The 8,748-nt window shown below is 65.5% G+C and carries 8 protein-coding genes and 2 pseudogenes; 7 read left to right on the forward strand and 3 right to left on the reverse strand.

Annotation, left to right across the window (positions count from 1 at the left end; genetic code table 11):
• The 3 genes and pseudogenes from QMZ05_RS39335 to QMZ05_RS39345 form a co-directional block, all read left to right on the forward strand.
• Positions 1-156 (forward strand): annotated as a pseudogene (locus tag QMZ05_RS39335) (lipoyl synthase); the annotation flags it as partial.
• A 101-nt stretch (positions 157-257) separates the two neighbouring features.
• Positions 258-797, forward strand: coding sequence for a DNA topology modulation protein (locus QMZ05_RS39340; RefSeq protein ID WP_353705648.1), 540 nt, complete (start codon positions 258-260; stop codon positions 795-797).
• Positions 797-1,261, forward strand: a complete 465-nt coding sequence (locus tag QMZ05_RS39345) for a type II toxin-antitoxin system RatA family toxin (RefSeq protein WP_353705649.1) — start codon at positions 797-799, stop codon at positions 1,259-1,261. Before QMZ05_RS39340 ends, QMZ05_RS39345 begins: the two co-directional genes overlap by 1 nt.
• Positions 1,262-1,437: 176 nt before the next feature.
• Here the strand turns inward: QMZ05_RS39345 and QMZ05_RS39350 are convergent, their stop codons facing one another.
• The 3 genes from QMZ05_RS39350 to QMZ05_RS39360 all read right to left on the reverse strand — a co-directional run bounded on the left by QMZ05_RS39350 (position 1,438) and on the right by QMZ05_RS39360 (position 3,809).
• Positions 1,438-1,839 (reverse strand): BA14K family protein, encoded by a 402-nt coding sequence (locus QMZ05_RS39350; RefSeq protein WP_353705650.1) that lies wholly within the window; start codon positions 1,837-1,839, stop codon positions 1,438-1,440.
• A gap of 172 nt (positions 1,840-2,011) precedes the next feature.
• Positions 2,012-2,611, reverse strand: coding sequence for a CinA family protein (locus QMZ05_RS39355; RefSeq protein WP_029084148.1), 600 nt, complete (start codon positions 2,609-2,611; stop codon positions 2,012-2,014).
• Position 2,612: 1 nt separating this feature from the next.
• The gene (locus QMZ05_RS39360; protein WP_353705651.1) at positions 2,613-3,809 is read right to left on the reverse strand and encodes a bifunctional 2-C-methyl-D-erythritol 4-phosphate cytidylyltransferase/2-C-methyl-D-erythritol 2,4-cyclodiphosphate synthase; all 1,197 of its coding nucleotides are present in this window, start codon (positions 3,807-3,809) and stop codon (positions 2,613-2,615) included.
• Between the two features lie 287 nt (positions 3,810-4,096).
• Between QMZ05_RS39360 and dusB the strand changes: the two genes are divergently transcribed.
• The 4 genes and pseudogenes from dusB to QMZ05_RS39380 all read left to right on the forward strand — a co-directional run.
• Positions 4,097-5,098, forward strand: coding sequence for a tRNA dihydrouridine synthase DusB (dusB, locus tag QMZ05_RS39365; RefSeq protein WP_353705652.1), 1,002 nt, complete (start codon positions 4,097-4,099; stop codon positions 5,096-5,098).
• On the forward strand, positions 5,095-6,270 hold the full coding sequence (locus tag QMZ05_RS39370; protein ID WP_163151507.1) for a nitrogen regulation protein NR(II): 1,176 nt from the start codon (positions 5,095-5,097) through the stop codon (positions 6,268-6,270). Before dusB ends, QMZ05_RS39370 begins: the two co-directional genes overlap by 4 nt.
• Before the next feature lie 9 nt (positions 6,271-6,279).
• On the forward strand, positions 6,280-7,722 hold the full coding sequence (gene ntrC, locus QMZ05_RS39375) for a nitrogen regulation protein NR(I) (protein ID WP_050419700.1): 1,443 nt from the start codon (positions 6,280-6,282) through the stop codon (positions 7,720-7,722).
• 269 nt (positions 7,723-7,991) lie between these two features.
• A pseudogene (locus tag QMZ05_RS39380) lies at positions 7,992-8,748 on the forward strand (PAS domain-containing sensor histidine kinase); the annotation flags it as partial.

Below are 8,748 nucleotides of genomic sequence, written 5' to 3' on the forward strand. Positions count from 1 at the left end.
CGCTACGTGACTCCTGACGAATTCGCGGGCTACGAGCGCGTTGCTTATACCAAGGGTTTTCTGATGGTGTCGGCGAGTCCGCTGACACGCTCGTCGCATCATGCCGGCGAGGATTTTGCGAAACTGCAGGCGGCACGCACGGCACGCGGCCGCTAGATTTTGATAGAGAGCGGGAAGCCGGCGCCATCATGCGCCGTTGCCGGATCGAGCCCTGATCGAGCCTCGACCGAACCTTGACCGAACCTTGGACGGGACCAATGCAGCGCGTTCTGGTGATGGGATCGTCGGGATCCGGCAAGTCGACCTTTGCGCGGCGGCTGTCCGCCCTGACAGGCATCCCAACCGTGTCGATCGACGCGCTGTTCTGGAAGCCGGGCTGGGTCGAGTCCGACAAGGACGAATTCAACCGCCGCATGACCGCAGCGGCGCGAGAGCCGCGCTGGATCATGGATGGGAACTACACCAAGAGTGGTGCGGGTGCGTTACGCAGAGAACTCTCCGATACGATCATCTGGTTCGACCTGCCCCGATCGACCTGCATGCTCGGAATCCTCGGGCGTATTGCCGCGAGCTATGGCCAGGTGCGGCCGGAGATGGCGGAAGGCTGCCCGGAGAAGATCGATCTGGAATTCTTCCGCTACGTCTGGACCTATCGCCGGCAGCAGCGGCCGAAGCTGATCGAATATTTCGAGGGATTGCGTGCCGATCAATCGCTGGTCTGCTTTACCGATCGAGCGCAGGCCGACGGCTATCTGAACAACCTCGCACTCCAGCCAAACCGTGCGAGTATCCACTGATGCCACGATTCTCCAGCAAGCGTCGGGTTCGCCACACCGCGCCTCAAATGTTCGATCTGGTCGCCGACGTCGAGCGGTATCCGGAGTTCGTGCCGCTGTGCCAGGCGCTCAAGATCCGTCAGCGCACGCCGAAGGACGACGGCACCGAGGTCGTCGTCGCCGACATGACGGTCTCCTTCAAGCTGGTGCGGGAAACCTTCACCAGCAAGGTGACGCTCGATCGACCCAACCTGAAGATCCTGGTCGAATATCTCCGCGGCCCGTTCAGCAATCTGGAGAATCGCTGGAGCTTCGAGCCGAAGTCGGAGACCGAATGCGATGTCGGCTTCTTCCTGAATTACGAATTCAAGAGCCGGATGCTGGCGATGCTGATGGGCTCGATGTTCGACGCCGCATTCGGGCGGTTCGCCCACGCGTTCGAGAAGCGCGCGGACCAAGTCTACGGCAAGCCGGCCGTTTCGTAACTCCATCCGTCATTGCGATAGCGACGAAGCAATCCATCTCACCACGCCGGCGGTGGCATGGATTGCTTCGTCGCTTCAGCGCAAAATTGCTTTGCAGTTTTGTCGCGAGCTCCTCGCAATGACGTGGAAGGAGAAAGGGCATCGCAGCGGTCTGCGTGCGATGCCCAGATGCTTAATCACGGGCAGGAACGCCGCACGCCGCCGGACGCGATGTAGGTGCCGGAAGCCGGGTCGTAGGTGCGGAAACGCTGCGAGCAATAGGCGTCGTTGTTGGCTTTCGCCTGGCTCGCCGCGATGGCGCCGCCGATGATCGCGCCGGCCGCAAGCCCGCCGATGACCGCAGCGCCGTTTCCGCCACCGTGGTGGTGGTGATATCCGCCGCGGTAGCCGTATCCACCCCGATGGCCGTAACGCGGGCCGCCATGCCAGTGGCGATACTGCACATGCTCAACGGAGGTAGGCTGGTCCTGCAAGCGGGCGGCGGGCGCGAGCGGCGCGGCAAACGAAGGGACAACAGTCGACAGCGTCATAGCGCCAGCGGTGATTGCGGCCACGACCAAAGTTCCCAACTTCATCATTTTCTCCTTGTTGTGGGATTTTGCTGTTCGAAGAACAGTTGAAACAGCAGAGTTGGATCAGGAGAAAACGGCGAGGCGACGTCAACGTTCCACCAGAGGTGGGCGGCACTGGGTCGCAGTCGACTCGAAGGTATCGCGGGGTCGTCGCTCGTGCGGCTCGACTTGGGTGGGTCTAACCGCGCGGCGGCCGCCGACGTTTCGCGGCGTGGCTCCGCGGCGAACGGGCTACACGTGGGCGTAACCGGCTGGCAGTCTCACGGCGCGGCTTGGCGGCCTGCGGCGGGCGCGCAAGCTCCATCAACATGCGCAGCGCTTCGACCACCGAACGTTGCCGCACCGTGCTGCGCCCGATCGCGCCAAATCGCTGCTCGCGATGCAGGATGCGGCCGTCGCGCGCGGCAACGGCAAAATGCACGAGGCCCACCGGCTTGCCCGGGGTCGCGCCGCCAGGGCCCGCGATGCCGGTGATCGAGACCGCGAGGTCGACGCCGGCCTTTTCCAGCGCGCCGATCGCCATCGCTGTCGCGGTTTCCTTGCTGACCGCGCCGAACGTCTCCAGCGTCGCCGCCTTGACGCCGAGCATCACCCGCTTGGCCTCGTTCGAATAGGTGACGAAGCCGCGGTCGATAACGTCGGACGAGCCGGGGATGTCGGTAAGCGCGCCCGCGACCAGGCCACCGGTGCAGGATTCGGCGGTCGCGATGGTCAGCTTGCGCATCCGGCACAGGTCGAGCAGCGAGCGGGAGAGGGCACGAGCGTCGCTGCCGCCCATGTCAGGCACTCCAGCTCTTGTCGTCCCAGGGAAGACGGATCGTCGCGCTCGCGGTTGCTGCGATGCCTTCCTCGCGGCCGGTGAAGCCGAGTCGCTCGCTGGTGGTGGCCTTGACCGCCACGCGCGAGATGTGGACGCCGGAGATCTCCGCGATCTTCGCCCGCATGATGTCGCGCAGCGGACCGATCTTCGGCCGCTCGCAGATCATGGTCACTTCGAGATTGGCGATCCGTCCGCCGCGCGCGGTAACACGCTCGACGGCATATTTCAGGAACTGGTCGGAGGAGGCGCCCTTCCACTTGGCATCGCTCGGCGGGAAATGCGAGCCGATGTCGCCGTCGGCCAGTGCGCCGAGGATGGCGTCGACCAGCGCATGCAGCCCGACATCGCCGTCGGAGTGGGCCAGGAATCCCTTGGTGTGCGACACGCGCACGCCGCAGATCATGACATGGTCGCCGTCACCAAAGGCATGCACGTCGTAGCCGGTGCCGGTCCTGATGTCGCCGAGCTGGCTTGCGAGCCGCGCTTCCTCGCGCACGAAGTCTTCGGGTGTGGTGAGTTTCATGTTGGCAGCATCGCCTTCAAACGTCGCAACGGTCAATCCCGCCCATTCAGCAAGCGCGGCATCATCGGTGAAATCGCTGCGGCCCTCGCGCGCAGCGCGACGATGCGCCTCCAATATTACGTCGAAACGAAATGCCTGTGGCGTCTGCGCGATCCGCAGGCGCGCGCGCTCCGGCGTCGCCTCGACGTCGCCGGTATCGCCGGTGAGCTTGATCGTGTCGGTGACGGGAATCACCGGGATCGCTGCACCGGTCCGGCCGGCCGCGGCGATTGCGCGCGAGATCACCGCTGCGGTGACGAAAGGGCGTGCTGCATCGTGGATCAGCACGATGTCGGGCTTCTCGCCGGCGAGCGCCTCAAGCCCGGCGTGGACCGAGGCCTGCCGGGTTGCGCCGCCTGATGTCGGCGGCTGATGACGCAGGTCGGCCACGGCCGCGCTGAACAGCGCCGCATCATCAGGATTGACCACCGGCTGCACGGCAAACACGTCAGGGTGCCCGGAGAACGCCTCCATGGCGCGATAGATCACCGTCTGTCCGCCGATCGTCCGGTATTGCTTCGGACCGCCTGCGCCGGCGCGCAGTCCACGACCGGCTGCGACAAGGATGGCTGCGGTACGCTCAGGCTTCGGCATTTTGAACCAGTGACAGACGAATCAGGGATGAGGGGGATGGCGGGATCGCCCGCCGCGCACAGCCCTTAGCATGACCGCTGCGCAAAAACAGAGCGTTTGCCGCTGACTGTGGGAAAAGCAGATTTTGTTGCAGTGCACTTGCGTCGGTGATAGAAATGTCTAAACCGTAGGCATGAGCCTTGACTGCACAAGAATTGTGCGCAGAATAGACGATGTCAGCTGCAATGGCGTGGCTGCAAAACGACGAGACGGCTGTGACCGGCGTGCAAAGTACTCCTCGTAACCCATTGAAGATAGGCGATATTGCTGTCGCCAACCGGGTTCTCCTCGCGCCCATGTCCGGCATCACTGACGCGCCCTTCCGGCGACTCGCTGCCACTTTGGGCGCCGGCCTGGTGGTCTCCGAGATGACCGCCAGCGACGATCTGGTGAACGGCAAGCCGATGTCGAAGCTGCGTTGTGAGGCAGCCGGGATCGGGCCGCATGTGGTCCAGCTTGCCGGCTGTGAGACCCACTGGATGGCGGAGGGCGCACGGATTGCCGAGGGCGCCGGCGCCGACATCATCGACATCAATATGGGCTGCCCGGCACGGCACGTCACCGGCGGCCAGTCCGGCTCGGCGCTGATGCGCGACCTGGACCACGCGGTCGCGCTGATCGATGCGACCATCGCCGCGGTCAACGTGCCGGTGACGCTGAAGATGCGGCTCGGCTGGGATGACCGCTCGCTCAATGCTCCCGAACTGGCCCGCCACGCCGAGGCGGCTGGCGTGCAGATGATCACCGTGCATGGCCGCACCCGCTGCCAGTTCTACAAGGGCGAGGCGAACTGGAGCGCGGTGCGCGCGGTCAAGGACGCCGTCACGATCCCGGTCGTGGTCAACGGCGACATCACCTCGTTCGACAAGGCGGTCGATGCACTGGAGATGTCGGGCGCCGACGCCGTCATGATCGGCCGCGGCGCGCAGGGCCAGCCTTGGCTCCCCGGCCAGATTGGCCGCCGGCTCGATACCGGGGTCGCCGAGGTCGCGCCGTCGCTCGCGGAACAGCTCAGGCATGTTCGCGCGCTCTATGATGAAGTCTGCAGCCACTATGGCCTGCGGATCGGGCTCAAGCACGCGCGCAAGCATCTCGGCTGGGCGCTGGAGACCGCCGCGGCCTATAGCTGCGCGCCGGCGGCAACCTTGAAGACCTGGCGGCAGGCGATCCTGACCTCGGAGGAGCCGTCCAGCGTGCATCGCGCGCTCGAGGACGCCTACGACGATTTTGCCTGGAGTGCTGCCGCATGACGTCAGCCATGGAATTCCGCCGGCCCGTGCCGACCGACGGTGAGGCCATCCTCAACGCGCTGCCCAATCCGGTGCTGCTGGTCGCACCCGACGGCCGGATCGTCGATGCCAACATCGCCGCCGAATCCTTCTTCGAGATCTCGACCCAGTTCCTGCGCCGGCAGTCGCTGAAGGAGCTGGTGCCGTTCGGCAGCCCGCTGCTGGCGCTGATCGAGCAGGTGCGCGCGAGCGGCTCGCCGGTCAACGAATACAAGGTCGATCTCGGCACGCCGCGGATCGGCGGCGATCGCCAGGTCGATCTGCACGTCGCGCCGCTGACCGAGCGGCCCGGCCACATCGTGGTGATGCTGCAGGAGCGCACCATCGCCGACAAGATGGACCGCCAGCTCACCCATCGCAGCGCGGCGCGCTCGGTGATTGCGCTGGCCGCGATGCTCGCCCATGAGATCAAGAATCCGCTGTCCGGCATCCGCGGCGCGGCGCAGCTCCTCGAGCAGCAGGCGTCCTCCGAGGACCGGCTGCTGACGCGGCTGATCTGCGACGAGGCGGACCGCATCGTGACGCTGGTCGATCGCATGGAGGTGTTCGGCGACGACCGTCCGGTGGCGCGAGGTCCGGTCAACATCCATTCCGTGCTCGACCACGTGAAGCGGCTCGCGCAGTCCGGCTTTGCCCGCAACGTCCGCTTCATCGAAGATTACGATCCGTCGCTGCCGCCGGTGCTCGCCAACCAGGACCAGCTGATCCAGGTGTTCCTCAATCTGGTGAAGAACGCGGCCGAAGCGGTCGCCGATCTCGGCACCGATGCGGAGATACACCTCACCACGGCGTTCCGGCCGGGCGTGCGGCTGTCGGTGCCCGGCAAGAAGTCGCGGGTTTCGCTACCGCTGGAATTCTGCGTCAAGGACAATGGCTCGGGCGTCCCGGAAGACCTGCTGCCGAACCTGTTCGATCCCTTCGTCACCACTAAGCAGACCGGCAGCGGGCTCGGCCTCGCGCTGGTCGCCAAGATTGTCGGTGATCACGGCGGCATCATCGAATGCGAGTCGCAGCCGCGCAAGACCACGTTCCGGGTGCTGATGCCGATGTACAGCGCCGCCAAGCAACACGACCATAGCAACCGCGATGACGTTCCGGGTACGTCCTCGCCTGCCTCTCAGGACGCACGATGAGGAACACCAATGCCTGCAGGTAGCATACTTGTCGCTGACGACGACACAGCCATCCGGACCGTCCTGAACCAGGCGCTGTCGCGCGCCGGCTATGAGGTGCGCCTGACCGGCAACGCCGCCACGCTGTGGCGCTGGGTCAGCCAGGGCGAGGGCGATCTCGTCATCACCGACGTGGTGATGCCGGACGAGAACGCGTTCGATCTGTTGCCGCGGATCAAGAAGATGCGGCCGAACCTGCCGGTCATCGTGATGAGCGCGCAGAACACCTTCATGACCGCGATCCGCGCCTCCGAGCGCGGCGCCTACGAATATCTGCCGAAGCCGTTCGACCTGAAGGAGCTGATCACCATCGTCGGCCGCGCGCTGGCCGAGCCGAAGGAGCGGGTCTCCAGCCCGGCCGATGACGGCGAGTTCGACTCGATCCCGCTGGTCGGCCGCTCGCCGGCGATGCAGGAAATCTACCGCGTGCTGGCGCGGCTGATGCAGACCGATCTCACCGTGATGATCTCCGGCGAGTCCGGCACCGGCAAGGAGCTGGTCGCCCGCGCGCTGCACGACTACGGCCGGCGCCGCAACGGCCCGTTCGTCGCGGTCAATATGGCGGCGATCCCGCGCGACCTGATCGAATCCGAATTGTTCGGTCACGAGCGCGGCGCGTTCACCGGCGCCAACACCCGCGCCTCCGGCCGCTTCGAGCAGGCCGAGGGCGGCACACTGTTCCTCGACGAGATCGGCGATATGCCGATGGAGGCGCAGACCCGTCTGCTCCGCGTGCTGCAGCAGGGCGAATACACCACCGTCGGCGGCCGCACCCCGATCAAGACCGACGTGCGCATCGTCGCGGCCTCCAACAAGGACCTGCGCATCCTGATCCAGCAGGGCCTGTTCCGCGAGGATCTGTTCTTCCGCCTCAACGTGGTGCCGCTGCGGCTGCCGCCGCTGCGCGAGCGCATCGAGGATCTGCCCGACCTGATCCGGCACTTCTTCTCGCTCGCCGAGAAGGACGGCCTGCCGCCGAAGAAGCTCGACGCCCAGGCGCTGGAGCGGCTCAAGCAGCACCGCTGGCCGGGCAACGTCCGCGAGCTGGAAAACCTCGCCCGCCGGCTCGCCGCGCTCTATCCGCAGGACGTCATCACGTCGTCGGTGATCGATGGTGAGCTGGCGCCGCCCGCGGTCACCTCCGGCAGCACCGCGACCGTCGGCGTCGACAATCTCGGCGGTGCGGTCGAGGCCTATTTGTCCTCGCATTTCTCCGGCTTCCCGAATGGCGTGCCGCCGCCCGGCCTCTACCACCGGATCCTCAAGGAGATCGAGATCCCGCTGTTGACCGCCGCGCTGGCGGCGACCCGCGGCAACCAGATCCGGGCCGCCGACCTGCTCGGATTGAACCGCAATACGCTGCGCAAGAAGATCCGCGACCTGGATATCCAGGTCTACCGGAGCGGCGGATAGGGCGTTTTCGCGCAAAGCGGGCGCCGATTCGCGTGAGGAAAACGCGCTGGAACAAAGGGCTAGAGCTTCGGTTCTGATTTGATCAGACCCGAAGCTTCCAGTGAGTTCGGGCGGTTCAGTCACCGTTATTGAGTAGTCACAAATGGTTTTGAGGACACGGCGCCGCACTGTGGTTTGCGCCGCGGAAATGTCGCAATTCGGCAACATTGTGATATGATTGCATCAGTTCGCAATTCCCGCGGGCGATCGCACTCAGCTCAATTGCCGGTATGACCAGCGCAGAGACAACCGCTTCAATGTTACACGCGCCGCCGGCCGAGCCCCATGCAGAGGCGCGGGGCTTTCCGCTGCGCCGCTGGCTGGCGCCGTTCGCCGTGGCCATCGCGCTGCTGTCCGCCTTCCTGACCTTCGTGGTCCTGACCGGCCTGACCCCGATCGAGCCGACCTCCGAGGTGGTCCGCTCATTCCTGATGATCAACGCCGGCACGATCCTGCTCCTGGTCGGGATCATCGTCCGGGAAGTCTGGCAGATGGTGCAGGCGAGGCGGCGGGGCCGGGCGGCGGCACGGCTGCACGTCCAGATCGTCGGCCTGTTCTCGGTGATCGCGGTGCTGCCCGCCGTGCTGGTGTCGATCGTCGCCAATGTCACCATCGAGCGCGGCCTCGACCGGCTGTTCTCGGGCCCCACCAAGCAGGTGATCCAGAACTCCCTGACGATCGCCAGCGCCTACATGCAGGAGCACGCCCAGCTCATCAACGGCGACACGCTGGCGATGGCCAACGACCTTGCCCATGCGCGGCCGCTCTACGACCAGGACCGCATGACGTTCCTGCAGCTGATGACGGCCGGCGCCGAGTCCCGCAATTTGCCGGTCGCGGTGCTGATGGACAAGGACGGCAAGATCGTCGCCAGCGCCGAAACCGGAGTTCGCCTGAACTACGAGGCGCCGCCACCAGACATCCTGAAGGACATCAACGAGACCGAGCCGAAGATCTCGGTCTTCCCGGAAAATTACGTCGCCTCCG

The organism is Bradyrhizobium sp. INPA03-11B, assembly GCF_040446015.1.
Lineage (GTDB): Bacteria > Pseudomonadota > Alphaproteobacteria > Rhizobiales > Xanthobacteraceae > Bradyrhizobium > Bradyrhizobium macuxiense_A.